We start from the raw sequence: 25,604 nt of genomic DNA on the forward strand, positions 1-25,604 counted from the left end.
CAAGGATTGGGACGGCGGCAGCATTCGCCGAAATCATTAATCAGGAGAAAGGTAATGAGTAAATCCGTGGCCGACGTCATGCAACTCGTCAAGGACGAAGACGTCAAGTTTGTCGATTTCCGCTTCACCGACACGCGCGGCAAGGAGCAGCACGTCTCGGTGCCGCTGTCGGCATTCGACGAGGACAAGTTCGAGTCGGGCCATGCGTTTGACGGTTCGTCGATCGCCGGCTGGAAGGGCATCGAAGCCTCGGACATGTTGCTCGTGCCGGACGCGAACACCGCCTTCATCGACCCGTTCTACGAAGAATCGACGCTCGTCCTGACCTGCGACGTGGTCGAGCCGTCGGACGGCAAGGGCTACGAACGCGATCCGCGCTCGCTCGCGAAGCGCGCGGAAGCCTACCTGAAGAGCACGGGCCTCGGCGACACCGCCTTCTTCGGTCCGGAACCCGAATTCTTCATTTTCGACTCGGTCCAGTGGAACACGGACCAATCGGGCACGTTCGTCAAGATTGGCTCGGAAGAAGCCCCGTGGTCGTCGGGCAAGGAATTCGAAGGCGGCAACACGGGCCACCGCCCGGGCACGAAGGGCGGCTACTTCCCGGTCGCGCCGGTCGACACGTTCCAGGACATCCGTTCGGAAATGTGTCTGTTGCTCGAACAGATCGGCATTCCGGTCGAAGTGCACCACCACGAAGTCGCGGGCCAAGGCCAGAACGAAATCGGCACGAAGTTCTCGACGCTCGTGCAGCGCGCCGACTGGACGCAGCAACTGAAGTACATCGTCCATAACGTCGCGCACACGTATGGCAAGACGGCCACGTTCATGCCGAAGCCGATCGTGGGCGACAACGGTTCGGGCATGCACGTTCACCAGTCGATCTGGAAGGACGGCCAGAATCTGTTCGCGGGCAACGGCTACGCCGGCCTGTCGGAATTCGCGCTGTTCTACATCGGCGGCATCATCAAGCACGCTCGCGCGCTGAACGCCATCACGAACCCGGGTACGAACTCGTACAAGCGTCTCGTGCCGCACTTCGAAGCGCCGGTCAAGCTGGCCTACTCGGCACGCAACCGTTCGGCATCGATCCGTATTCCGCACGTGTCCAACCCGAAGGGCCGCCGTATCGAAACGCGCTTCCCGGATCCGCTCGCGAATCCGTACCTGTGCTTCTCGGCGCTGATGATGGCGGGTCTCGACGGCGTGCAGAACAAGATCCATCCGGGCGAAGCCGCGGACAAGAACCTGTACGACCTGCCGCCGGAAGAAGATGCAAAGATCCCGACCGTGTGCGCGGGCCTCGACCAGGCACTCGAAGCACTCGACAAGGATCGCGAGTTCCTGACGCGCGGTGGCGTGTTCACGGACGGCATGATCGACGCGTACCTGGCGCTGAAGGAAAGCGAACTGCAACGCGTTCGCATGACGACGCACCCGGTCGAATTCGAACTGTACTACTCGCTGTAATTGGCGATGGCGCTTCGCGGCTCGCCTTTGCAACGAGGCAGCGAAGCGCCGGTTCGATTCGCACGATGCTGTGACGAAGGTCTCGAAGGGACGGCGGTGCCGTCCCTTTTTCGTTGCGCCGCGCCGGACCTTCGCGCCGGCACGATTTCCACGACCCGAACCGAAGCCGGCGCGCCTCCGGGCAGCTGGCCAGACACATGGTGCTCAAGAATCTGATCAAGGCTCGTAAAGGCCAGGCGGAACCGCTTTCGGACCATGCGCCGCTCGTCGACTCGGGCTTGCTGCCCGGCTTCGAGGCGCTGCCGACCGTCGTGCTCGTGCTCGACAAGCGCACGCTGCGCGTTGCCTTCGCGAATCCTTCCGCCGAGGCGATGCTCGAACTCTCGCGCCGGCAACTCGCGCAGATGGCGTGGTCCGATCTCTTCACCAACGCCGACGAACTGCTCTCGACGATCGCCTCGATCGCCGAGCACCGCTTTCATGCCACGCGCCTCGACGCGTCGCTGGAGCGGCCGGGACGCGAGCCGCTCAACGTGCACGCGATCGTCGGCTTTCTCGAGGCCGCACCCGACTACGTGCTGCTCGAACTCTTCGAGAACGAGCGTCATTTGCGTAGCGACCGCGAGGAGCGCATTCACGACCTCACGGCCGTGAACAAGCATCTGATCCGCAATCTCGCCCACGAGATCAAGAACCCGCTCGGCGGCATTCGCGGTGCGGCGCAGCTGCTCGAATTCGAGCTGGGCGCGCGCGAACGCGACGAGCTGCGCGAGTACACGCAGGTCGTCATCAAGGAATCCGACCGCCTGCAAACGCTTGTCGACCGCTTGCTGGAGCCGCACCGGCATCCGCATATCGTCGGCGACGTGAACATCCACGAGGTTTGCGAGCGCGTGCGCGCCGTGATTCTCGCGGAGTTTCCGCGCGGCCTCACGATCGAGCGCGACTACGACGTGAGCGTGCCCGATCTGCGTGGCGACAAGGAGCAGCTGATTCAGGCGCTGCTCAACATCGTGCGCAACGCGGCGCAGGCCTTGCGCGAGCGGATTTCGCAAGGCGACGCGCGCATCGAATTGCGCACGCGTGTCGCGCGCAAGGTCACGATTTCAAAACGCCTGTGCAAGCTGGCATTGGACTTGCATATCACGGACAACGGACCCGGCATTCCCGAGGAGATCCGCGACCGCATCTTCTATCCGCTCGTCTCCGGACGCGAGGACGGCAGCGGTCTCGGTCTCACGCTCGCGCAGACCTTCGTGCAGCAGCACGACGGTTTGATCGAAGTGGATAGCCGGCCGGGCCAAACCGAGTTTCAGATCTTGTTGCCGTTAGACGGCTGAAGCTGATTTCGAATTACCGATACGCACGCCACCAGGACTTCGACCGATCTTATGAAGCCGATCTGGATAGTAGACGACGACCAATCGATTCGCTGGGTGCTCGAAAAAGCACTCGCCCGCGAAAACTTCGCCACCCGCAGCTTTTCGAACGTGCGGGAGGCCGCGAGCGCACTCGATCACGACAGCCCGCAGGTGCTCGTCTCGGACATCCGCATGCCGGGCGGTTCGGGCCTCGAGCTGTTGCAGACCGTGCGCGAACGCGTGCCGGGTTTGCCCGTCATCATCATGACGGCGTTCTCCGACCTCGACAGCGCCGTGGCCGCGTTTCAGGGCGGCGCGTTCGAGTACCTCGCCAAGCCGTTCGACGTCGATAAAGCCGTCGAGCTGATTCGCCGCGCCGTGGACGAAAGCATGCGCGGCGAGCAGCAGTGGGACGAGCGTCCCGCCGAAACGCCCGAGATGCTGGGGCAGGCGCCCGCGATGCAGGACATGTTCCGCGCCATCGGACGGCTCTCGCATTCGGCTGCCACCGTGCTCATCACGGGCGAGTCGGGCACCGGAAAGGAGCTTGTCGCGCGCGCTTTGCACCGACATAGCCCACGCGCGAACGGTCCGTTCATCGCGCTGAACACCGCGGCCATTCCGAAGGATCTTCTGGAATCCGAACTGTTCGGTCACGAGCGCGGCGCGTTCACGGGCGCGCAGGCCATGCGTCAAGGCCGCTTCGAGCAAGCCGAGAACGGCACATTGTTTCTCGACGAAATCGGCGACATGCCGTTCGATCTGCAAACGCGCCTGCTGCGCGTGCTCTCCGACGGGCAGTTCTATCGCGTGGGCGGTCACAACCCGCTGCGCTCGAACGTGCGCGTGATCGCGGCCACGCACCAGAACCTCGAAACGCGCGTGCGTCAGGGCTTGTTCCGCGAGGACTTGTATCACCGTCTCAACGTGATCCGGCTGCGTTTGCCCGCGTTGCGCGAACGCAGCGAGGACATTCCGCTGCTCACGCGTCACTTCCTGCAAAAGAGCGCGCGCGAGTTGGGTGTGGAGCCCAAGCGCGTGTCGGACGAAGCGCTCGTGTACATGTCGTCGCTGCCGTTTCCGGGCAACGTGCGTCAGCTCGAAAATCTCGCGAACTGGCTCACGGTGATGGCGCCCGCGCAGACCATCGAGATCAAGGACCTGCCGCCCGATCTCGTGCCTGCGCACGCGGCGGTCGGCGAGGCCGCCACGCTGATCGAATCGTCGGCCGCAAACGGCGTCGTGCCGCTCGCGGGCGTGACGGCGGGCGTCAACGGCGGGCTGGGCGTGCCGCCGGGCGTGAGCGCGGCGGGCGGCGTGATCGCGGGGGCGGCGGCCTTCGGTGCGGCGCAGGCCGGCAACGGCGTGGCGGGCGCGCTGAGCGTGTGGGAAAGCGGCCTGCGCACCGAAGTCGCGCGGCTGCTGCGCGAGAACAGCGCCGACGTCATGGACGAACTCTCGCGCCGCTTCGAGGCCGCCGTGATTCGCGAAGCGCTCGACTTCACGCGCGGCCGCAAGGTCGAGGCGGCGGAGCGTCTCGGCATCGGCCGTAACACCATCACGCGCAAGATCCAGGAACTCAACCTGGAATGAGCGCGACGGCTCGGGCGGCGCTCCTCGCAAGCGGGGCGCGCCCGGCCGCGTCGCGAACCCCGGCATCGAGCGAGCTTGCGCGCAAAGCGCGGTTCGAGGTGCCGGGCGCGTACAAGGCATAATCGACGTTGTTCTTCTGTCGACGATCGATCATGCCCGTGACTTCCCCCTGGCCCGCCGAGGCCGATCCGTTCCTTTCCCTCGAAGTGCTCGACGATCCCGCCGCGATGGCGTGGGTCGAGGCGCAGAACGCGCGTACGCGTGCCGCATGGCAGGGCGGCGCGCGCTTCGAGGCGCTCGAAAAGCGTCTCGCGCAAGCGTATTTGCCGCGCGAGCGGCCCGTGATTCCGAGCCGTTGGCGCGAATGGGCCTACGACCTCTGGGAAGACGAGGACAACCCTAAGGGCCTGTGGCGCCGCACGCTGTGGGACGACTGGCGCGCGCACCGGCCGCAGTGGGAAACACTCATCGACTTCGACGCGCTCGGCAAGCAGGAAGGCATGCCGTGGGTGTGCGCGGGCATCGACATTCTGTATCCCGATGGTGACCGCGCGCTGATCCAGCTCTCCGATGGCGGCGCCGACGCCGTGGTCGTACGCGAGTTCGATCTCACGCGCCGCGAATTCATCGGCGACGGCTTCGCGATCGCGAAGGAAGGCAAGCACATCGTCTCGTGGATCGACCGCGATACCGTCTACGTGGGCTGGGATGCGGGCGGCAAGGCCGGCAAGAAGATGCTCACGCGCTCGGGGTATCCGCGCGAGGTGCGCCGCTGGACCCGCGGCACGCGGCTCGCCGACGCGCCCGTGGTGTTCAGCGGCGAGTTCGACGATATCAGCGTGGAAGGCGACTACGATCCGGTCGAACAGCGCCACGACATCGTGCGCAGCGTCGACTTTTTCGACTCCTATACCTATCGTCTCGATCCGAACGGCGCGTGGCAGCCGTACGACGTGCCCTCGCACGTGGCCGTGGGCGCATGGCATGGCTGGCTCCTGCTCGAACCGCGGCTCGACTGGACCATCGACTGGACCGTTTCGCAGCAAACCTATGCGGGCGGCTCGCTGCTGGCGATTCGCGAGGACGCATTCCTCGCCGGCGATCGCACATTCACGACGCTGTTCACGCCCACGCCCGTGACGTCGGCGTGCGACTGGACCAATACGAAAAACGTCTTGATCGTCTCGTGGCTCGACGACGTGGAAAGCCGCACGATGCTGTGGCAGCCGCAATTCGCCGATGGCGCGTGGCAGTGGCAATCGCGGCTCTTTCCCGCGCGCGCGAGTTCGCAGGTGGACGTGTCGCCCGTGGAAGACACGCTCGACGACGAAGTGTTCGTCGATGTCGACGATTACCTGCTGCCGCCGGAGTACTGGCTCGCCGATCTCGCGCAGAGCGATCTCCAGCAGTGGGAATTGCTCGACCGCTGGCCGACGCAGTTCGACGCGGGACCGCTCACCGTGATCCGCGCGCACGCGCGCTCGGCGGACGGCACGCGCGTGCCGTTCACGGTGATCGGCGCGAAGGCCGCGATCGAAGCGGGCACGCGCAAGGCGTCGCCGTGTCTGCTCACGGGCTATGGCGGCTTCGCGATCGCGCTCACGCCGCAGTATCTCGTGGGCTCGGGTATCGGCTGGCTGGAGCAGGGCGGCATCGTCGCGATCGCGCATATTCGCGGCGGCGGCGAGTACGGCACGGCGTGGCACGTGGAGGCGCAGCGCGAGCATCGCCAGCGTTCGTTCGACGACTTCATCGCCGTGGCGGAGCGGCTGGCCGCGGACGGCTTTACGAGCGCCGCGCAACTCGGCATCAAGGGCGGCAGCAACGGCGGCCTGCTGGTGGGCGCGTGCATGGTGCAGCGGCCCGAATTGTTCGGCGCCGTGGTGTGCGAAGTGCCGCTGCTCGACATGCAGCGCTACACGCTGCTGCACGCGGGCGCATCGTGGATCGACGAATACGGCGACCCGGAAGACGCCGAGGAAGCGCGCGCGCTCGCGGCGTACTCGCCGTATCAGCGCGTGCAGGCGGGCGTGGCGTATCCGCCGTCGCTCTTCACGACGTCGACCAGCGACGACCGCGTGCATCCCGCGCACGCGCGCAAGATGGTCGCGCGCATGGAACAGCAGGGCCACGCCAACGTCTGGTATCTGGAGAACACCGACGGCGGTCACGGGCCGGGCAGCGATTCGCTCGAACGCGCGCAGTACGACGCGCTCGTTTATCGCTTCCTGTGGACGACGCTCGCGGGCACGTGGTGACGCCGGTTCCACGCGCCCGCTTGCGCCTGCCGCGTGCGCCCGCTCAGGCGGGCGTTTTGATATCGGCGATCACGGGCGTGTGATCGGAAGGCTGCTCCCACTTGCGGGGCGCCTTGTCGACTTCGCACGACACGAGATCGGGCGCGAGCGCGGGCGAGAGCAGGATATGGTCGATACGCAGACCCGCGTTGCGCCGGAACGCGAACATGCGGTAGTCCCACCACGTGAACAGCTTTTCGGGCTGTTCGAACTGGCGGAACGCGTCGACGAAACCGAGCGCGATGAGACGCTCGAATTGCGCGCGTTCTTCGGGCGAAACGAGGTTCTGGCCTTCCCACGCTTTCGGGTCGTGCACGTCGCGGTCTTCGGGCGCGATGTTGTAGTCGCCGAGCAGGGCGAGCTTCGGATAGCGCTGCATTTCCTGCGCGAGCCAGTCATGCATCGCGTCGAGCCACTGCAATTTGTAGGCGAATTTTTCCGTGCCCGGCGCCTGGCCGTTGGGGAAGTACGCGCTCACCACGCGCGTGTCGCCGACGGTGACGGCGATCACGCGCTGCTGCGGATCTTCGAAGCCGGGAATGTTGCGCACGACCGTTGCTTCGTCCACGAACGCGCCTTCGCGCACGAGAATACCCACGCCGTTATACGTCTTCTGGCCCGCGAACCACGCGCGATAACCGTGCGCTTCGAGTTCGGCGCGCGGGAATTTATCGTCGGTCAGCTTGAGTTCCTGAAGGCAGAGCACGTCCACCTGACTGCTGTTCAGCCAGTCGATGACGTGCTGCAAACGGACCTTGAGGGAGTTGACGTTCCAGGTGGCGATTTTCATGTGAGGCTCGATAGCGTGGTGTCGCGCGAAAGGCGAGAGATGCGGGCGCGCACGTGTGACGGGGCAGCGTGCGCGAAACGCGTCATTATCGCTTGCTTCGGCGCGCGCTACGCGAAACGCGCTACCACGCGGCGATGCCGGAAAAGAAGCGGGCGCGCGAGCATGGGCGTCCGCTTCAGGTCGCGCGTCAGCCCGCCGTGGTTTCCACCGGCAACGCTGACGAGGCCACGCCGAGCCGCGCCCGCGCCGCTTCGTATTCGCGCTGCAAACGCGCAACCCGTTCCGCCGCCGGCACGATGTCCTTCACCGCGCCGATGCCCTGGCCCGAACCCCAGATGTCCTTCCACGGCTTCACGCGGGTGGAGCCGAAATTCATCGTCGAAGGATCGGCGTGCGGCAGCGCGTCCGGGTCGAGGCCACTGGCCACGATGCTCGCGCGCAGATAGTTGCCGTGCACGCCCGTGAAGAGATTCGAATAGACGATATCGCCCGCGCTGCCATCCACGATCATCTGCTTGTAGGTGTCGGCGGCGTTCGCTTCGTGCGTGGCGATGAATGCCGAGCCGACATACGCGAGGTCCGCGCCCGCCGCCTGCGCCGCGAGGATCGCGTTGCCGTTGCCGATCGCGCCGGAGAGCAGCAGCGGGCCGTCGAACCATTCGCGGATCTCGTGAATGAGCGCGAACGGCGAGAGCGTGCCCGCGTGGCCGCCCGCGCCAGCGGCGACGGCGATCAGGCCGTCCGCGCCCTTGTCGATGGCCTTCTTCGCAAACGTGTTGTTGATGATGTCGTGCAGCACGATACCGCCCCACGCGTGAACGGCGCGATTGACCTCTTCGCGCGCGCCCAGCGACGTGATGACGATGGGCACCTTGTACTGCGCGCAGACGCCGAGATCGTGCTCGAGACGATCGTTCGACTTGTGCACGATCTGGTTGACGGCGAACGGCGCGGCGGGTTTGTCGGGGTGCTTCGCGTCGTGCTCGGCGAGTTCGGTCGTGATGCGGTCGAGCCATTCGCCGAGCAAGGCTTCGGGCCGTGCGTTGAGCGCCGGAAACGAGCCGATCACGCCGGCCTTGCACTGGGCGATCACGAGATCGGGGTTGGAAATGATGAAGAGCGGCGAGCCGACGACCGGAATCGACAGGCCGCGGCGCAGCACGGCGGGCAGGGACATGCGTATCTCCTTGGTTGAGGCAACGGCATGGTGGGACCGCCGTCGTGTGTCTTGTCTGCTATGAAAAATAGCAAAGGCGTCGTCGCTATGCAACTGGTTGCATAGTGGGCCGACTCGGCGTGGCGGAGGGTAAGCGGGGCGGTATCGGTTCTGGCGTGGTTTAGAATCGCCGCATGTCGACGCCGCACGCCATCCTCATCGCCTTGCTGGAAAAGCCCTCGTCGGGCTACGACCTCGCGCGCCGCTTCGATCGCGCGATCGGCTATTTCTGGCAGGCGACGCATCAGCAGATCTATCGCGAACTGGGCCGGATGGTGGCGGCCGGTTGGGTTTCGGTGATGGACGACGCCGCCGCGTCGCGCAAGAAGGTGTACGCCGTGCTGCCAGTGGGACGCGACGAAGTGGCGCGCTGGGTGCGCGAGACGCCGCTCGGGCCGAACGAGCGCAATGTGTTTCTGCTCAAGCTGCGCGCGGATGCGGTCATCGGGCCGCTGGGGCTTGCCGAACAACTGGCGCGGCTCGTCCGCGAGAATCGCGCGCGGCTGGCGGTGTATCGGGAGATCGAGCAGCGCGATTTTGGCGCGGCGGTGCTGTCTCGCGGGCAAGCGTTGCAGTACGCGATTCTCAAGGCGGGCATACGCACGCAGGAGTCGTGGCTGGCGTGGGCCGCGGAGGTGGGGCCGCTGGTGTCGGATGCGTCGCCGGATGCCTAGGATTGCCTGGTTATCCTGAAGAATCGCGCGGCTGTGCAAGCGAGCAAAAATGCGCCGCGGCGAACGATATTTCAGCCGTGTGAAAAAGATGTTTGACGGAACGCTCGATACACCCTATAATTCTTTTCTCTGACGGACGCGGGGTGGAGCAGTCTGGCAGCTCGTCGGGCTCATAACCCGAAGGTCGTAGGTTCAAATCCTACCCCCGCAACCAAGAGCTATCCGTTGGAAACATCAGGGCGATTCGTTATGTCCTGAAACTAAAGCCCGCCTTGAGCGGGTTTTTTGTTTTCTGTCCGGTGTCCTTTGTTCACAGCGTTCTACCTCGAACGCCAATCCTCCTTCTGCCTTTATTCGTGCGCGGTCAGCGTACCGCTATGGAGCCGCGTTCGAGCTAGCAATGCGCCCCAATGCGTAGCGAATTGAGCGCTCGTCTTTACCTGCAGAATTCAGACCGCTCCGATATCGCTCGACTCAGGTACCGCGCGAGTATGACCCTCCCGATCACTTGCGGAAGGGCGATGAAATGTTCGAAAAGTCAAAACCACTCGAGTGTGTCTCTTGAGGCGGTATTTGCTGAGGGCGGGAGACAAAACCACGGCGGATGGCCACGTGCTCGAAGGTATCGACAATTGCACGCATCACGGTACGCCTATTACTTTTATCGGAGCAGGAATCTGGTGTCCCGCTTGCCATTCCAGGGGAGTGATTGGCGCGAAAGGCCCGCATCGCAATGCGACGATGACGGGAAGGCAGCAGGCGCTAGACGGCGATATCTGCCTTTGCCGCTGTAGTCCACCGCCCTTATGTCTCGCATCGCAAGACAGTGCGTGGCATGAGTTTGGGCTTGACGAGACGGTGAACAGCGGCGCGGACGGTAAATCAGGCTCACACGCGGTCAATGCTGTCTACAACGAGCAATTCAGGCTCATCGATGATAACGGTGTCGTACTTCGCAACGTCCGTTATCGCGTGTACGCAGGCGTAAATATCGTGGCGGTTGGAACGACCGATGCAAACGGACGCACGCAACGTATTGCCACAGAAGGGCGTCGAGATCTTCGGCTCGATGTGTTACTTCAAAAATGATCGTTCGCGTAAACAGGCGGTGTCTCTACTGCGCAAATCTGGGCATCGCGTTCCAGGCGTTCAACGACTGGTCGATTGCGCGTGAATCAGAGGGCGGAAGATGAATGAGAATTCCGAATGGGTGACCGTGCACGATGCCGCATGCACAAATACCGATAGTGACTCCTGTGTCGACGTCGTCATTAACACTACGCCGATTTGTCCGAATATGTCCAATCGGCAATTCACTGAAGCTGTGGTGCGAGCACGGGACGCAGCGATTTCCCTGATAAAAGATCGCATAGTTGCGTTTTCCCGGTGGGATATCGGCGAACAGACTCGTGCGAAAATTTACTTCGGTCGTGCGGACCAGGAAATTCGGGGAATTTTGGCTGGAGGGCTACCGCGGTTGCTAGCCGCCGTGCAGGAGTTGGTGCCAGAAAAGATAGTCCGCTGGGATAGTGGGCTAAACAGAAACCTGACATGCGCTGTCGTGCCGGACAATGGCTCGAATCATGCGGGAGTCTGCAAACCCGACTCCGCGAATCGGGTTATTGCAATATACTCGAAATTTTGTAGTGATTCACTCGGCGAACTGTTTCATGCGGCAAAGGTAAAAGTTTTGATTCACGAGTGTACTCACTATACCGATACATTTAATTCAGAAGATATTGCTTACGGCGATACCGAAATGGGTATGCGAATTTTTGCGATGCAAAATCCCGACCGGGCGATTCGTAACGCAGATAGCCTAACGGGCTACATTGCAACCTTCGACAGGATCGTGATCCAATGAATTTGAATGGAAATATTCGATTTATCGCTCTTGTTGTAGTATCGGCATTGTCAGGTGTTTTCCCCGCTGCAGCTTGTGCTTGTACGATCAGTGAAGAAGCCGATGTGCAATTCCCGTTCAATACGGTTGAACTGGCCAATGCGGACAGAGTCGCTATCGCCAATGCCGTCCTGGAGGCGAGACAATGGCCCGACGTGCGAATTCAGGCCGTGGTTATCGCGGGCGCTTATGTGAAAGAGCGTAATCTCGATCGACTCAAGGAAGAGCGAGCAAACACGGTGAAAGCCTACTTGAACCAGCTCGGGATCAAGAACGAAAATATCTTGATCGACAAGAAGACTTTCACGGACGCGATGGTTGTAAAGCATGCCGATGGTCGCGTCGATATTCAGCAAGTTGTGGTCGAACTTACCCCGATCTGCCAAGGAAGTTGCGCGTCCCTGTGCGACGATCCCCGCGTGATTCCGCACAGCAGAGTGATCAAGTAGCCCCAATCGCCCAATCCACCGCCGCCTGGGCATGCAGCGCGGTCGTGTCGAACACGGGCAGCGCCGAATCCTCCTTGCCGATCAGCAGCGTGATCTCCGTGCACCCGAGAATCACCGCCTGCGCTCCCCGCGCCTTGAGATCGTCGATCACGCGCTGATACACGCGCCGCGATTCCTCGGCCACCTTGCCGTGGCACAGCTCGTCGTAAATGATGCGATGCACGTCCGCGCGGCCCGCGTCGTCGGGCACGATCGCTTCGATGCCGTGCACGTCGCGCAACCGCCCCACGTAGAAGTCCTGCTCCATCGTGTAGCGCGTGCCCAGCAGCCCCGCGCGCGTGACGCCGGCGGCGCGCAGCGCGCGTCCGGTTGGATCGGCGATGTGGAGGAAGGGCACGCCGATCGTCGCTTCGATCGCGCCGCACACGCGGTGCATCGTGTTGGTCGCGAGCAGCACGATGTCCGCGCCGCCGCGCTCGAGATGTTGCGCGGCCTGCGCCATCTGCGCGCCGAGCGCGTCCCAGTCGCCCGCGCGCTGGAGCGCTTCGACTTCGGCGAAATCCACCGTTGCCATCAGGCTGCGCGCGTTGTGGTGGCCGCCTAGCCGGGCTTTCGCGTAGCGGTTCAGCAGCCGGTAATACTCGGCCGACGATTCCCAACTCATGCCGCCGATCACGCCGATCGTTTTCATTGCAACGCCTCGCTTCGATAGTGCGAAAGTTCGCAGGTTAGCGCACGAGTATAGGCGCGTCGCGCGTGCCGTACCGGTACAGTCGCCGCGCGCGGCCGCGATACGGTCGTGGGTCGCGTGGCGGACAGTTGCCTCGAAAACGGTGCCGCATTTCTGGCGCCGATAGAATCGCCGGTAGAAGCCCACACGATCAAGGAGCCGCAGATGGATCTCATCATTCGCCACGCCGTGCTCGCGCATGCGCATCCCGCCGGGCACGCCACGGTCGATATCGGCATCGCGGCGGGGCGCATCGCGGCGATCGAAGCGCATCTCACGGCCACGGCGCGCGAGGAAATCGACGCGGCTGGCGCACTCGTGAGCGCGCCCTTCGTCGACGCGCATTTCCACATGGACGCCACGCTGTCGTACGGCCTGCCGCGCGTGAACGCGTCGGGCACGCTGCTCGAGGGCATTGCGCTGTGGGGCGAACTGAAGCCGGATCTCACGCAGGAAGCGCTGGTCGAGCGCGCGCTTCAGTACTGCGACTGGGCCGTCGCGCGCGGGCTGCTCGCGATTCGTTCGCATGTCGATGTCTGCGATCCGCGCCTGCTCGCGGTCGAGGCGCTGCTCGAAGTGAAGCGCCGCGTCGCGCCGTATCTCGATCTGCAACTCGTGGCGTTTCCGCAGGACGGGGTGCTGCGCAGTCCCGGCGCGTTCGACAATCTCAAACGCGCGATCGCGCTGGGCGTGGAGGTGGTGGGTGGCATTCCGCACTTCGAGCGCAGCATGGCCGAGGGCGCGGCGTCGGTGCGCCTGCTCTGCGAATTCGCCGCGAAGAAGGGCTTGCGCGTGGACATGCATTGCGACGAATCCGACGATCCGCTCTCGCGTCATATCGAAACGCTCGCGGCCGAAACGCACCGGCTCGGTTTGCTGGGCCGCGTCACCGGTTCGCATCTCACGTCCATGCATTCGATGGACAACTATTACGTGAGCAAGCTGATTCCGCTGATGCGCGAGTCGGGGGTGGCGGCGATCGCGAATCCGCTCATCAACATCACGCTGCAAGGTCGCGCCGATACCTATCCGAAGCGGCGCGGCATGACGCGCGTGCCCGAGTTGATGGCGGCGGGCGTGACGGTCGCGTTCGGCCACGACTGCGTGATGGACCCGTGGTACAGCTTCGGCTCCGGCGACATGCTCGAAGTCGCCCACATGGGCCTGCACGTCGCGCAGATGACGGGCGTGGACGCTTCGCGCGCCTGCTTCGACGCGGTGACAGTCAATCCCGCGAGCATTCTCGGCCTCGAAGGCTATGGCATCGCGCCGGGCTGCGCCGCGAATCTCGTCGTGCTGGACGCGCGCGATCCCATCGAGGCGATTCGTTTGCGCGCCGCGCGCCTTGCCGTGGTGAGCCGTGGCAAGATCGTGAGCCGGCAACCGGCGCAGCGCGCGTCGCTCGCGCTCGAAGGGCGGCCCGGGAGCGTCGATTTCAAGCTGCATCGCTGAGGCTCGCGCGCAATAAAAAACCGCGCACCGGAGTGCGCGGTTTTCATCGGCGAGACGCCTGGGCGATGCTCGGGCGATTCAAACAGCCAGCGCTTAGTGCTGCGCGGGCGGCTGTTCCATGCCGTTGTGACGCAGCAGCGCGTCGATGCTGGGCTCGCGGCCGCGGAACGCCTTGAACGATTCCATGGCCGGCCGGCTGCCGCCCACTTCGAGAATCTCCTTGCGGTAGCGCGTGCCCGTGGCCGCGTCGAGGACGCTCGATTTCGCGGCCTGGGCGGCTTCTTCGAAGGCCGCGTAAGCGTCGGCGGAAAGCACTTCGGCCCACTTGTAGCTGTAGTAGCCCGCCGCGTAGCCGCCCGCGAAGATGTGGCTGAACGTGTTCGGCCAACGCGAGAACGCCGCTTGCGGAATCACGTGATAACGCTCGTTCATCTCGCGCGCCAGCTCGTTCACGGTCTTGCCCTGCGAGGCGTCGAAGTCGACGTGCAGCGCCATGTCGAACATTGAGAACACGATCTGGCGCAGCGTGCCCAGACCGCTCTGGAAGTTCTTCGCGGCCAGCATCTTGTCGAACAGTTCGCGCGGCAGCGGCTTGGCGGTTTCCACGTGCGAGGTCATTTCCGTGAGCACGTCCCACTCCCAGCAGAAGTTCTCCATGAACTGCGAGGGCAGTTCGACCGCGTCCCATTCCACGCCGTTGATGCCCGACACCGAGAGTTCGTCGACGCGCGTGAGCATGTGATGCAGACCGTGGCCGAACTCGTGGAACAGCGTGATGACTTCGTCGTGCGTGAAGCAGGCCGGGCGGCCGCCCACGGGCGCGGAGAAGTTGCAGGTGAGATACGCGACCGGTGTTTGCACGCCGTTGGCGTCGAGCTTGCGGCGCGACCGGGCGTCGTCCATCCACGCGCCGCCGCGCTTGCCTTCGCGCGCGTAGAGGTCGAGATAGAACTGGGCGACGAGGGTGCCGTCGGTGTTCTCGACGCGGAAGAAGCGCACGCTATCGTTCCAGACCGGCGCGTTGTCGTCGCGAATACGCACGCCGAACAGTGTTTCCGTGACCTTGAAGAGGCCCTTGAGCACGAAGTCTTCCGGGAAGTACTGCTTCACTTCGTTCTCGGAGAACGAGTAGCGGTTCTGGCGCAGACGCTCGGCCGCGAAGGCCACGTCCCACGGTTCCATTTGCGTGAGGCCCAGCTCGCTCGCGGCGAATTCGCGCAGTTCCTCCCAGTCTTTCTCGGCATGCGGACGCGCGCGCGTGGCGAGGTCTTCGAGAAAGCTCATGACCTGCGCGGGCGACTCGGCCATCTTCGGCGTGAGGGAGACTTCGGCGAAGTTGTTGTAGCCGAGCATCTTCGCTTCTTCGGCGCGCAGCTTCAGCTGTTCCTCGACGATAGCCGTGTTGTCCCATTCGGCCTTGCCGCCGCCGTACACGGCCCCGAGTTCCGAGGCGCGCGTGACATAGGCGCGATACATCGTCTCGCGCATCGCACGGTTTTCCGAATACTGGAGCACCGGGAAATACGAAGGGAAGTGCAGCGTGAACTTGTAGCCTTCCTTGTTCTCGCGTTCGGCGGCTTCACGCGCGCCGGCGATCACGTCTTCGGGCAGGCCCGCGAGTTCGGCCTCGCTCGTGGCGTATAACGCGTAGCCGTTGGTGGCGTCGAGCACGTGGTCGGAGAAGGCCTTCGAGAGCGCGGCCTGGCGTTCCTGCAACTCGGCGAAACGCGGCTTCTGGTCTTCGGGCAGTTCCGCGCCGGAGAGGCGAAAATCGCGCACGGCGTTGTCGAGAATCTTCTTGCGCTCGCCCGAAAGCAGTTCGAACGAGTTGTGACTGGTGATGGCCTTGTACTTCTTGAACAGCTCGAGATTCTGGCCGACGCTCGACCAGAATTCGGTCACGCGCGGCAGGTTTTCGCCATACACGGCGCGCAGTTCCGGCGTGTCGGCGACGGCGTTCAGATGGCCGATCACGCCCCAGGCGCGCGAAAGCGGCTCGGTCACGCGCTCGACCGGCTCGACCACGTCGTCCCATTGCGCGGGCGTGATGGGCGCGGCAGCGCGCTCGACGGCGCCTTTGGCGTTCGCGAGCAGCACGTCGAGTGCGGGCGTGACGTGCTCGGGGCGAATCTCGCCGAAGCGCGGCAGGCCGCTGAAGTCGAGGAGCGGATTGTCGGAATTCGAAGTAGCCATGATGCGTCCTGTTCCTGTCTGTCGCGGTTGAGTCGGGTAGCGGCGGCGCGGCGGCGCGCGCGCCGGGTCTGTGTCGATAGAACGGTTATTGGGGCGGAAGTGCGGATTCCAAGCGCGGGTTGCATCGCGCGTGGCCGCGACGCGCCGCCAGGTCATCCGAGCAAATTAACAGATGTCGCGCGCGCGTGGCGAAACGGCGCCCGCAAAGAAAAAGCGGCCCGCGAAGGGGCCGCTTCCGGCGGTGCTTCAAGATGCGTGACGCGATGGCGCCTGGCGTGCTCAGGCCGCGTTCGCGGCGCGCTCGGCGGCTTCGATCGTGTTCACGAGCAGCATGGTGATGGTCATCGGACCCACGCCGCCCGGCACCGGCGTGATGTAGCCGGCCACATTCTGCAGGCCCGCGAAATCGACGTCGCCGCAGAGTTTGCCGTTGTCGTCGCGGTTCATGCCCACGTCGATCACCGTCACGCCCGGCTTGACCATGTCGGCCGTCAGCACGTTGCGCTTGCCGACGGCGGCCACCACGATGTCCGCGTCGCGCGTGTGCTTCGCGAGGTCGCGCGTCTTGCTGTGGCAAATGGTGACCGTGGCGCCCTTTTCGAGCAGCAGCAGCGCCATTGGCTTGCCGACGATGTTCGAGCGGCCGATCACCACGGCGTTCGCGCCCTCGAGCGGGATCTGGTACTCCTCGAACATCTTCATGACGCCGTAGGGCGTGCACGGGCGGAACAGCGGCTGGCCCGTCATGAGCGCGCCCGCGTTGGCCACGTGAAAACCGTCCACGTCCTTCTCGGGCGCGATCGCCTCGATCACCTTGTGGCTGTCGATGTGCTTCGGCAGCGGCAGTTGCACGAGGATGCCGTGGATCTTCGGATCGTTGTTCAGGGCGTCGATGCGCGCGAGCAGATCGGCTTCGGAGAGCGTCGCGGGATAGCGGTCGTACGAAGAATGCAGGCCGTTGTCCTCGCACGCCTTGATCTTGTTGCGCACGTAGACCTCGCTCGCCGGGTTGTCGCCGACCAGCACGACCGCGAGGCCCGGCTGATGGCCGCGTGCGGTGAGGGCGGCGGCGCGCGTGGCGACGTCGGCGCGCAGTTTCTTTGAGAGGGCGAGGCCGTCGATGAGGGTGGCAGTCATGGTCGGTCGAGATCGAGAGTGGAAGACGAATGCGGGCGATGGCGAGGCTCGGCGCGCTCGGGACGAGACGCCGTCGCGAAGGCCGACATTATACCCGCGCGGCGCAAGGGCTTTTGCGCGAAGGGGAAGGGGGTGTGAAGCGGCTGCGATCGGTCGGTCACGCGTGCGGAAAGCGTGTGAGACGCGTGTGAGACGCGTCTGAGATGCGGGTAAAGCGAAAAACGGGAACGAACGGACGCGCGGAAGGGGGATGAAGCAAGGATTTGAAGCGGGGATTTGAAGCAGGGATTTGAAGCGGAGAAAGGGAACCGGACACCGAAGCGGCGCGCGCACGAAGGCCACGCGCCGCCTCCGTCGTTCGCGCGCCGTGCAGGGCGCGCGAACGCAAGGCGCGGCTTATTGCTGCTGCGCCTGTTGCGGCTTGTTGGAGAGCGCGAGACGCAGCAGGTCGGCGACCGTGTTGACGTTGAGCTTTTCCATGATGTTGGCGCGGTGCGCCTCCACCGTCTTGATGCTGATGCCGAGATCGTCGGCGATCTGCTTGTTCAGGCGGCCCGCGATGATGCGTTCGAGCACCTGGTGTTCGCGCGCCGTGAGCTTGCCGAGGCGCTCGGCGGCCGCGCGCTGCTGCTGCACGTTGCTGCTTTCGTTGCGCGCCTTGTCGAGCATGCGTTCGACGAGCTTGCGCAGTTCGGCTTCGTCGAACGGCTTTTCGATGAAGTCCATCGCGCCTTTCTTCATCGTCGAGACCGCCATCGGCACGTCGCCGTGGCCCGTCACGAAGATGGTCGGCAGCGAAGCGTTTTCGGCGAGCAGGCGCTCCTGCAGTTCGAGGCCGCTCATGCCCGACATGCGCACGTCCAGAATCAGGCAGGCGATCTGCCCGGCCTGTTGCGCCGGCTGGTAACCCTCGAGGAACTCCTCCGCGCTGACAAAGCACTGCACGCGGTAGCCGTTCGCTTCGAGGAGCCAACGCAGCGAGTCTCGTACGGCCTCGTCATCATCAACGACAAAGACGGTTTCCTGGGTGGTGACTGGGCTGTTCATGGCTCTCCCGTAACGGTTTGTGGGGTCGACTCGGCGGACGAGCGCGAAGGCGTGTCCGATTCGCCGATCGGCAGACTGCAATGGAACGTGGCGCCGCTGATGTGGCCGTCGGCTTCGACGTTGTTGACCACCCAGAGACGTCCTCGATGCGATTCGATGATGGAGCGGCAGATGTTCAGGCCCATGCCCATGCCGTCCGACTTGGTGCTGTAAAACGGCTCGAACAGGCGCTCGGCCGTGGCTTCGTCCACGCCCGGGCCCTGATCGACCACGCTGATGCACACGTTGCCGCCGTCGCGCTTCACGATCACGCGGATGACCGGATCGACGGCCGCATCGGCCAGATTCGGGCGCGCCTCGGCCATGGCTTCGGCGGCGTTCTTGAGCAGATTGACGAGCACCTGCTCGATCAGCACCGGATCGACGTAGATCACGGGCAGGCGCGAGCGCATGTCGGTCACGATGCGGATGCGGCGCTTGCGCGCTTCGATCTCGGCGAGGCCCACCGCGTCGGCCACGATGTCGGCGACACGCGCGGCCTGGCGCTTGGGTTCGGAGCGCTTCACGAATTCGCGGATGCGCTTGATGATCATGCCGGCGCGCACGGCCTGCTGCGCGGTTTTTTCGAGCGCGGGGAGCAGGTTTTCAGGCGCGCCGCGGCCCGATTTCACCAGCGCCACCGTGCCCGACGCGTAGTTGTTGATCGCGGCGAGCGGCTGGTTCAGTTCGTGCGCCAGCGACGAGGCCATTTCGCCCATCGTCATCAGGCGGCTCGTGAACTGCAGCTTCTCGTCCTGCTGGCGCGCCAGTTCCTGCGCTTGCTTGCGCGTGGTGATGTCGGTCGCGATCTGCATCTGCGCGAGATGGCCGTCCACCCACTGAATGTACTGGCGGCGCACTTCGAACCACTTCTGAATGCTTTCGACGTAGATTTCCTGCGCGTCCGCCGTGCTTTCCGTGAGCGCGGCGGCGGGCAGGCCCGCGAAGGCGTCGACCATGTCGATGGAGTCCGACGAGGCGCTCGCCGAGTCGAAGCCGCCGCCGCCCGCGAGTTCCAGATGGCCGTCCGGGCGAATGCCGAACAGATGGCGATAGTAGCGGTTGGCGAACAGCAGCTCGGCTTCGTCGGCGGCGAGCACGGACACGGCGGCGTCGAGGCTTTCGAGCACCGTGGTGAAGCGTTCGTGCGCCGCGGCGAGTTCCTCACGCGCGCGCTTGGGCTCCGTGATGTCGGTCATCGACGACATCCAGCCGGTCTGGCGGCCCGAACTGTCGATGAGCGGCGAAACGTAGAGCCGCGCGTGGAACTGCGAGGCGTCCTTGCGGCGCACGCGCAGCTCGAAGCCCGAGGAGGGCGCCTTGCCGCGCAGCGTCATGTCGAGCTGGCGCTGCATTTCCGGGTAGGCGTCGCGCGGCCAGTACGGGAACGGCGCGGTCTTGCCGACCAGATCGGCCTCGTCCCAGCCGGTCATGCGGCAGAAGGCCGGGTTCACGTGCGTGATGCGGCCGTGCATGTCCAGCACGCGCATGCCGATCAGGACCGAATTTTCCATCGCCCGGCGGAAGAACGCCTCGGCGTAGAGCGCCTGCTGCGCCTCGAAGCGCTGGCGCGTGTGCTTCCACAAACTCCACAGGCTCCACAGCACGAAGCACGAGAGCCCCGCGACCAGCCACACGAGCGTGTTGTTCGTGAAGTTGGTCATCTGCGGATACGAATACACGCGCACCGAGACGCCCTGGCCCGGCGGGTCGAGCGGCAGGTCGTAGTAGACGTCGCGCGGCAGGCGCGGCCGTGTGGAGGTGGTGGACAGCTCGCGGTTGTTCGCGTCGAGAATCGAAATCTTGTACTTGGCCGACAGCTCGGGCGGGATGTCGTGCTTCAGGATGCCTTCGACCGAGAACACGGCCGCGATCGAGCCGAGAAATTCGCGGTCGCGGTATACAGGCGTCTGCAAGGTGATGTAGCCGTTGCCGACGTCGTCGTAAATGAGCGGCGAATAGACCTGGCGGCGCGTCGAGCGGGCTTCCGCGAAGGCGGCCTTCACGGCGTCGTCCATCTGCTCGTCGTTGGGCTTGGCGAGCCGCTGGCCGAACATCGGCATGGCCGTGTTGGGCCAGCGCGGCTGATCCTGGCTCGTGTACCAGTTCAGATACAGGATCTCGGGGTGACCCTGCATGATGTCCGTGGTGGACGTCTGGAAATATTGCGGGTCGTTGTGGCCGGCCACGAGGTCGCGCGAGAGCGCCTGGAGCTGCTCTTGCGCGCCCGTCATGGAAAGGCGGATCTGCTGCTGGGCCCACGCGACGTTGCGGTAGAGCGTGTCTTCCTGCTGCTGCTGTTCGCGGCGGTTCAGGCTCCACAGGATCAGGCTCATGACGACCAGGAACACCAGGATCGACAGGAGCGGCGTCAGCAAATAGGAGTTCGACCACCAGGGTCCGTGGTGCCAGCGGGACGGCGACGACTCGCCCGGCGTTCCGGGGGGCCTCGCCGAGCGTGCGAAAAGCCGTTCGGTCAACATGGCAAGGATTGTAGCTCAGCGTCAGACACGGAAAAGCCGCGAAAAAAGCAGTAAATCGCCGATAAACCGGCGCAAACTGGCCGTTATCGCGCAAGCGGCGCGAACTATTCAGCGTGCACTGCAGCAATTTTTCACATTATAAAATCGCATCTCGCTATTCGAAAATTTTGTTGCGCGATGCCAAGGGGGGTCATTACAATCGCCCGAAGCTGCTGCGGTCGGCCAAGGTTGCGCCCTGAGCGCCGCCGCCCGCATGGTCCGATCAACAGCGTTCCCCTACATCCAGGAGACGAGCATGTCCGCTGTACCCGACGAAGTCCTCAAGTACGTTGCCGCCGACAAGGACGAGGATCCTCAGGAAACCGCCGAATGGCTCGAGGCGCTCGACGGCGTCATTTCGACGGTCGGCCCCGACCGCGCCCACTACCTGATCGAGAAGCAGATCGAGTTCGCCCGTGTGCATGGCGAGCATCTGCCGTTCTCGGCGAACACGCCGTACATCAACACGATCCCCGTCGCCAATCAGGCCAGAAACCCCGGCGACCAGGACATCGAACACCGCATTCGCTCGTACACGCGCTGGAACGCCATGGCCATGGTCCTGCGCGCGGGCAAGCACACCAACGTCGGCGGCCACATTGCTTCGTTCGCGTCGGCGGCCACGCTCTATGACGTCGGCTACAACCACTTCTGGCACGCGCCCTCCGCCGAGCATGGCGGCGACCTCGTGTTCGTGCAGGGCCACTCGTCGCCGGGCGTCTACTCGCGCGCGTTCCTGCTCGGCCGCCTGACCGAGAAGCAGCTCGACAACTTCCGTCAGGAAGTGGGCGGCGAGGGCATCTCGTCGTATCCGCATCCGTGGCTGATGCCGGACTTCTGGCAATTCCCGACCGTCTCGATGGGCCTCGGCCCGATCATGGCGATCTATCAGGCGCGCTTCATGAAGTACATGCAGGCGCGCGGCATCGTGAAGACCGAAGGCCGCAAGGTCTGGGCCTTCCTCGGCGACGGCGAAACCGACGAACCGGAATCGCTCGGCGCGATCGGCATGGCCGGCCGCGAGCGTCTGGACAACCTCGTGTTCGTCATCAACTGCAACCTGCAGCGTCTCGACGGCCCGGTGCGCGGTAACGGCAAGATCATCCAGGAACTCGAAAGCGAGTTCCGCGGCGCCGGCTGGAACGTCATCAAGGTCATCTGGGGCAGCCGCTGGGACGCCCTGTTCGCACGCGACAAGTCGGGCGCGCTGATGCGCCGGATGATGGAAGTGGTCGACGGCGAATACCAGACGTACAAGTCGGAGTCGGGCGCCTACGTGCGCGAGCACTTCTTCAACACGCCGGAACTGAAGGCGCTGGTCGCCGACTGGTCCGACGACGACATCTGGAATCTGAACCGCGGCGGCCACGACCCGCACAAGATCTACGCGGCGTTCCAGGAAGCGACCAACTCGAAGGGCCAGCCGACCGTCATTCTCGCGAAGACGATCAAGGGCTATGGCATGGGCGAAGCCGGCCAGGCCATGAACATCACCCACCAGCAGAAGAAGATGCAGGTGGATCAGCTCAAGAAGTTCCGCGACCAGTTCCGTCTGCCGATCACGGACGAGCAGATCGTCGACGTGCCGTACCTCACGTTCGAAGAAGGCTCGAAGGAACTCGAATACATGCGCCAGAAGCGCATGGACCTCGGCGGTTACCTGCCCGCGCGCCGCCAGAAGGCGGAGTCGCTGCCGGTGCCGGCGCTCGAGGTGTTCGAGCCGCTGCTCAAGGGCACGGGCGAAGGCCGCGAGATTTCCACGACCATGGCGTTCGTGCGGATCCTCAACATCCTGTTGAAGGACAAGGCGCTCGGCAAGCGCGTCGTGCCGATCGTGCCGGACGAGTCGCGTACCTTCGGCATGGAAGGTCTGTTCCGCCAGATCGGTATCTGGAATCAGCAAGGCCAGAAGTACGTGCCGGAAGATTCCGACCAGCTGATGTTCTACAAGGAATCGGAAACCGGTCAGATCCTGCAGGAAGGCATCAACGAAGCCGGCGGCATGTCGGACTGGATCGCAGCCGCCACGTCGTACTCGACGCACGGCGAGACGATGATCCCGTTCTACATCTTCTATTCGATGTTCGGCATGCAGCGTATCGGCGACCTCGTGTGGGCCGCCGGCGACATGCGCTCGCGCGGCTTCCTGCTGGGCGGCACGGCCGGCCGTACGACGCTGAACGGCGAAGGTCTGCAGCACGAAGACGGCCACTCGCTCCTGTGGGCGGCCTCGGTGCCGAACTGCGTGAGCTACGACCCGACGTTCGGTTACGAACTCGCCGTCATCATGCAGGACGGTCTGCGCCGCATGGTGCAAGACCAGGAAGACGTGTTCTATTACCTCACGGTGATGAACGAGAACTACGAGCACCCGGCGATTCCGCAGGGCGAGCACGTCGCGGCCGACATCATCAAGGGCATGTACGCGTTCCGCAAGGGCGACGCCAAGGCCAAGGGCCCGCGCGTTCAACTGCTGGGCGCCGGCACGATCTTCAACGAAGTGATCGCCGCCGCCGACCTGCTCAAGAACGACTGGGGCGTCGAAGCCGACCTCTGGAGCGTGCCGAGCTTCACGGAACTGGCCCGCGAAGGCCACGAAATCGAGCGCTGGAACCTGCTGCACCCGAGCGAGCCGCGCCGCGAATCGCACGTCGAGAAGCTGCTCAAGGGCACGGAAGGTCCGGTCATCGCCTCGACCGACTACGTGCGCGCGCTCGTCGACCAGATCCGTGGCCTCGTGCCGCGCAAGTTCGTGGTCCTCGGCACCGACGGTTTCGGCCGTTCGGACACGCGTGAAAAGCTGCGTCACTTCTTCGAAGTCGATCGTTACTGGACGACGGTTGCGGCGCTCAACGCGCTCGCGGACGAAGGCAAGATCGAGCGCAAGGTGGTGGGTGAAGCCATCGCCAAGTACAACCTCGATCCGTCGAAACCCAACCCGATGACCGTCTAACCCATCACCCCCTGTGCATGGCATGCGCGCCTCCCCGAAGCGGGGAGGCGCGTCGTATGCGGCCCCGGAGACAAAACAATGAGTCAAGCGATCGAAGTCAAGGTGCCGGACATCGGCGATTACAAGGACATCCCTGTGATCGAGGTGCTGGTGAAGGCGGGCGATACCGTCGAAAAAGAACAGTCCCTCATCACGCTGGAATCCGATAAGGCGACGATGGACGTGCCGAGCCCCGCGTCGGGCACGGTCAAGGAAGTGAAGGTCAAGGTCGGCGACAACGTCTCGGAAGGCGTGCTCGTCCTCGTGCTGGAAGGCGGCGCCGCTGCGCCGGCCGCCGCACCGGCCGCGAAGGAAGAGAAGGCCGCACCGGCTGCCGCGCCCGCGCAAGCGGCGGCGCCCGCGCCGGCTGCCGCCCCCGCCGCGAGCGGCGGCGCGCAGAGCGTCAAGGTCCCGGATATCGGCGACTACAAAGACGTGCCCGTCATCGAAGTCAACGTGAAGGTCGGCGACCGCGTGGAGAAGGAGCAGTCGCTCGTCACGCTCGAGTCGGACAAGGCCACGATGGACGTGCCGAGCCCGGTGGCCGGCGTCGTCAAGGAAATCAAGGTCAAGGTCGGCGACAACGTCTCGGAAGGCACGGAAATCGTCGTCGTCGAAGCGGAAGGCGCCGCGCCTGCGGCCGCCGCTCCGGCTGCGAAGGCGCCGGCCGAACAGCCGTCGGACGCCCCGGCCGCGCCGGCCAAGCCGGCTCCCGCCGCGCCTTCGGCGCTCGCGCAGGCACCGGCGATTCCGGCCGGCGAAGGCGGCGCACGCCGTCCGAGCCACGCTTCGCCTTCGGTGCGCAAGTTCGCCCGCGATCTGGGCGTGGATGTCGCGCGTGTCACCGGCACGGGTCCGAAGGGTCGCATTACGCAGGACGACGTCACGGCGTTCGTCAAGGGCGTGATGACGGGTCAGCTCGCCGCACCGGCGGGCGCGGCCGCGGCACCGGCCGCTGGCGGCGCGGGTCTGAACCTGCTGCCGTGGCCGAAGGTCGACTTCACGAAGTTCGGCCCGATCGACACGCAGCCGCTCTCGCGCATCAAGAAGATCTCGGGCGCGAACCTGCATCGCAACTGGGTCATGATCCCGCACGTCACGAACAACGACGAAGCGGACATCACCGACCTCGAAGCGCTGCGCGTGCAGCTGAACAAGGAAAACGAGAAGGCGGGCGTGAAGTTCACGATGCTGGCGTTCGTCATCAAGGCCGTGGTTGCCGCGCTGAAGAAGTTCCCGGCGTTCAACGCGAGCCTCGACGGCGACAATCTCGTCTTCAAGCAGTACTTCCACATCGGTTTTGCCGCCGACACGCCGAACGGTCTCGTCGTTCCGGTGATCCGCGACGCGGACAAGAAGGGTCTCGTCGACATCGCCAGGGAAATGACGGAGCTGTCGAAGCTCGCGCGCGAAGGCAAGCTCAAGCCGGACCAGATGCAAGGCGGCTGCTTCTCGATCTCGTCGCTCGGCGGGATCGGCGGCACGCATTTCACGCCGATCATCAACGCGCCGGAAGTGGCGATCCTCGGCCTCTCGAAGAGCGCCATGAAGCCCGTGTGGGACGGCAAGCAGTTCGTGCCGCGCCTCACGCTGCCGCTGTCGCTGTCGTACGACCACCGCGTGATCGACGGCGCCGCTGCCGCGCGCTTCAACGCCTACCTCGGCTCGATCCTCGGCGATTTCCGCCGCGTGATTCTGTAAAACCGCTTTGACCGGCACGCGCCGCCGCGCCGCACGTC

18 protein-coding genes and 1 tRNA gene are annotated in these 25,604 nt (G+C 64.4%); 12 read left to right on the forward strand and 7 right to left on the reverse strand.

Annotated elements, in window-relative coordinates; translation table 11 throughout:
- Positions 1-54: 54 nt before the first annotated feature.
- From glnA to FAZ98_RS05405, 4 genes are all read left to right on the forward strand, one after another.
- Complete coding sequence (glnA, locus tag FAZ98_RS05390) at positions 55-1,470, forward strand: type I glutamate--ammonia ligase (RefSeq protein ID WP_158949474.1); 1,416 nt, start codon at positions 55-57, stop codon at positions 1,468-1,470.
- A 197-nt stretch (positions 1,471-1,667) separates the two neighbouring features.
- Positions 1,668-2,810, forward strand: coding sequence for a nitrogen regulation protein NR(II) (gene glnL, locus FAZ98_RS05395; RefSeq protein ID WP_158949475.1), 1,143 nt, complete (start codon positions 1,668-1,670; stop codon positions 2,808-2,810).
- A 51-nt stretch (positions 2,811-2,861) separates the two neighbouring features.
- The gene (gene ntrC / locus FAZ98_RS05400) at positions 2,862-4,424 is read left to right on the forward strand and encodes a nitrogen regulation protein NR(I) (RefSeq protein ID WP_158949476.1); all 1,563 of its coding nucleotides are present in this window, start codon (positions 2,862-2,864) and stop codon (positions 4,422-4,424) included.
- A gap of 152 nt (positions 4,425-4,576) precedes the next feature.
- A complete protein-coding gene (locus tag FAZ98_RS05405) occupies positions 4,577-6,682 on the forward strand; it encodes a prolyl oligopeptidase family serine peptidase (RefSeq protein WP_158949477.1) in 2,106 nt (701 codons plus the stop codon).
- A 43-nt stretch (positions 6,683-6,725) separates the two neighbouring features.
- Here FAZ98_RS05405 and xth read toward each other — a convergent pair whose 3' ends face one another.
- Positions 6,726-7,511 carry an exodeoxyribonuclease III gene (gene xth / locus FAZ98_RS05410; RefSeq protein ID WP_158949478.1) on the reverse strand — a complete coding sequence of 262 codons (786 nt, stop codon included), beginning with the start codon at positions 7,509-7,511 and terminating at the stop codon, positions 6,726-6,728.
- Between the two features lie 187 nt (positions 7,512-7,698).
- Entirely contained in the window at positions 7,699-8,688 is a 990-nt protein-coding gene (locus tag FAZ98_RS05415) for an NAD(P)H-dependent flavin oxidoreductase (RefSeq protein ID WP_158949479.1), read from the reverse strand.
- A 173-nt stretch (positions 8,689-8,861) separates the two neighbouring features.
- On the opposite strand from FAZ98_RS05415, the gene FAZ98_RS05420 reads away from it, so the two are divergent.
- The 5 genes from FAZ98_RS05420 (at position 8,862) to FAZ98_RS05440 (ending at position 11,753) form a co-directional block, all read left to right on the forward strand.
- Entirely contained in the window at positions 8,862-9,401 is a 540-nt protein-coding gene (locus tag FAZ98_RS05420; RefSeq protein ID WP_158949480.1) for a PadR family transcriptional regulator, read from the forward strand.
- 137 nt (positions 9,402-9,538) lie between these two features.
- Positions 9,539-9,615 (forward strand) — tRNA-Met (locus FAZ98_RS05425).
- A 398-nt stretch (positions 9,616-10,013) separates the two neighbouring features.
- Positions 10,014-10,490: a PAAR domain-containing protein gene (locus tag FAZ98_RS05430; RefSeq protein ID WP_158949481.1), complete on the forward strand. Its 477-nt coding sequence runs from the start codon at positions 10,014-10,016 to the stop codon at positions 10,488-10,490.
- Between the two features lie 100 nt (positions 10,491-10,590).
- Positions 10,591-11,265: a M35 family metallo-endopeptidase gene (locus tag FAZ98_RS05435; RefSeq protein WP_158949482.1), complete on the forward strand. Its 675-nt coding sequence runs from the start codon at positions 10,591-10,593 to the stop codon at positions 11,263-11,265.
- Positions 11,262-11,753 (forward strand): OmpA family protein, encoded by a 492-nt coding sequence (locus tag FAZ98_RS05440; protein WP_233272670.1) that lies wholly within the window; start codon positions 11,262-11,264, stop codon positions 11,751-11,753. The genes FAZ98_RS05435 and FAZ98_RS05440 overlap by 4 nt, the downstream gene beginning before the upstream one ends.
- On the opposite strand, the gene FAZ98_RS05445 is transcribed toward FAZ98_RS05440, so the two are convergent.
- A complete protein-coding gene (locus FAZ98_RS05445; protein WP_158949483.1) occupies positions 11,746-12,444 on the reverse strand; it encodes an aspartate/glutamate racemase family protein in 699 nt (232 codons plus the stop codon). The two genes, FAZ98_RS05440 and FAZ98_RS05445, sit on opposite strands and share 8 nt — an antisense overlap.
- Positions 12,445-12,648: 204 nt before the next feature.
- Between FAZ98_RS05445 and FAZ98_RS05450 the strand changes: the two genes are divergently transcribed.
- Complete coding sequence (locus FAZ98_RS05450; RefSeq protein ID WP_158949485.1) at positions 12,649-13,935, forward strand: amidohydrolase family protein; 1,287 nt, start codon at positions 12,649-12,651, stop codon at positions 13,933-13,935.
- A gap of 93 nt (positions 13,936-14,028) precedes the next feature.
- Here FAZ98_RS05450 and FAZ98_RS05455 read toward each other — a convergent pair whose 3' ends face one another.
- From FAZ98_RS05455 to fixL, 4 genes are all read right to left on the reverse strand, one after another.
- Complete coding sequence (locus FAZ98_RS05455; protein ID WP_158949487.1) at positions 14,029-16,128, reverse strand: M3 family metallopeptidase; 2,100 nt, start codon at positions 16,126-16,128, stop codon at positions 14,029-14,031.
- Positions 16,129-16,407: 279 nt separating this feature from the next.
- Positions 16,408-17,265, reverse strand: a complete 858-nt coding sequence (folD, locus tag FAZ98_RS05460; RefSeq protein ID WP_158949489.1) for a bifunctional methylenetetrahydrofolate dehydrogenase/methenyltetrahydrofolate cyclohydrolase FolD — start codon at positions 17,263-17,265, stop codon at positions 16,408-16,410.
- Between the two features lie 396 nt (positions 17,266-17,661).
- Entirely contained in the window at positions 17,662-18,312 is a 651-nt protein-coding gene (gene fixJ / locus FAZ98_RS05465; RefSeq protein WP_158949491.1) for an oxygen response regulator transcription factor FixJ, read from the reverse strand.
- Complete coding sequence (gene fixL / locus FAZ98_RS05470) at positions 18,309-20,834, reverse strand: oxygen sensor histidine kinase FixL (protein WP_158949493.1); 2,526 nt, start codon at positions 20,832-20,834, stop codon at positions 18,309-18,311. The genes fixJ and fixL overlap by 4 nt, the downstream gene beginning before the upstream one ends.
- Before the next feature lie 295 nt (positions 20,835-21,129).
- Between fixL and aceE the strand changes: the two genes are divergently transcribed.
- Entirely contained in the window at positions 21,130-23,826 is a 2,697-nt protein-coding gene (gene aceE, locus FAZ98_RS05475) for a pyruvate dehydrogenase (acetyl-transferring), homodimeric type (RefSeq protein ID WP_158949495.1), read from the forward strand.
- A 78-nt stretch (positions 23,827-23,904) separates the two neighbouring features.
- The gene (gene aceF, locus FAZ98_RS05480; protein ID WP_158949497.1) at positions 23,905-25,566 is read left to right on the forward strand and encodes a dihydrolipoyllysine-residue acetyltransferase; all 1,662 of its coding nucleotides are present in this window, start codon (positions 23,905-23,907) and stop codon (positions 25,564-25,566) included.
- Positions 25,567-25,604 lie beyond the last annotated feature (38 nt).

Source organism: Paraburkholderia acidisoli, from assembly GCF_009789675.1.
Lineage (GTDB): Bacteria > Pseudomonadota > Gammaproteobacteria > Burkholderiales > Burkholderiaceae > Paraburkholderia > Paraburkholderia acidisoli.